Here is a 1,183-nt window from a genome sequence, read left to right as displayed (position 1 = left end):
GAGTCAATAAGAGAATGTCTCTGATCTGATCGTACGATTCTGATTTAGTTCACTCGATTTACGCAACAAAGCCCTTCAGAGACCGTGTTTATTGACGACATGCTTTACAACGTGGATGGAGCAAAATCTGTTGGTATGTATGCAATTCAATTTGAAGATATAGGTCAATGTGAAAAAGACTTGATTTCTCTAGGGCTGAATATCTAGAGTGTTTTAGGATCTATTTCCATTTCCATTTGCATGTTCATAAAAGCAATCTGCATAAAGCTAATCCAATGCCATAGATAAAGATTACTTGGTTTTGTCCATTCTTGCGCATATCAGCCATCGTAAGAAGCGATGGCTGTATGTGTTTTGGGGTACTAAAAGTTATCCGTGAAAAGCTAAATTAGTAAACTCAATGACTCAGAATTGTCCAAAAGTTTCTTACGCTGAGTTGTGGTTGCATGAGAGGCATATATGAAGCAACGGAGGATTGCTTGCTTGTATCGCAGAACGCTAGATAGCAACAAAATGTCGAGAATTGCTTTGTTCGACTTGATGGTATAGATGAGAGTTTCGGGGTGACTTTCTCAGGCTTTGGTTAGTGAAAAGCCCTTTTGTTAAGAAAACCACTAATCCAATCCATTGGTGTTGCTGATCTCTCTCATGATTCATAAAATCAAAAATTAACTCTTACACACCAATAAGCGCCTGTTTGACCAAGTTCCAACTATAGATGATTTAGTGTAAACGCGGCCTGTGAGGGAGAGTGATTTTTAGTCTAAAGTGAACAAATATAGGATATTTTAGAAGCGTTTCTTGACGGACTCACGAATAACAAACTATAGTCAATTTAGTAAGTCAATCATTAGCAAATATAGTCTGCGTTATGATTAAGTTATTGATATCAGGTTATTTAACGAATGAATATCGGAGTTTCTAGGGTTCAAATCCCTATCCCTCCACCACCATTAGAAAGCCCGCTGAGAAATCAGCGGGCTTTTTTCTTATACCAGTTTGATTATTTAATTGGTCAGCTCAGTCCAACTTCGGTAGCACATCGATATAACCTTCTCAGTCGACTCACTAAAACGATTCCAAGCTTTGCAAAGTGTATCCTTGATCTCTTCATAATCACGAAAGCAACGGTTAGCTAACTCATTGTCGCGTAACCAAGCCCACACCTGCTCTACAGGGTTAA

At 38.5% G+C, this 1,183-nt stretch carries 1 pseudogene; it reads left to right on the top strand.

Going from position 1 to position 1,183, the window contains the following annotated elements:
* Positions 1 to 69: 69 nt before the first annotated feature.
* A pseudogene (locus Q1A70_RS19990) lies at positions 70 to 207 on the top strand (HAD family phosphatase); the annotation flags it as partial.
* Positions 208 to 1,183 lie beyond the last annotated feature (976 nt).

The sequence above is a fragment of the uncultured Vibrio sp. genome, from assembly GCF_947488985.1.
Lineage (GTDB): Bacteria > Pseudomonadota > Gammaproteobacteria > Enterobacterales > Vibrionaceae > Vibrio.
The sequence above is the reverse complement of the archived record's forward strand: the minus strand, read 5'-3'. Positions and strand labels throughout refer to the sequence as shown.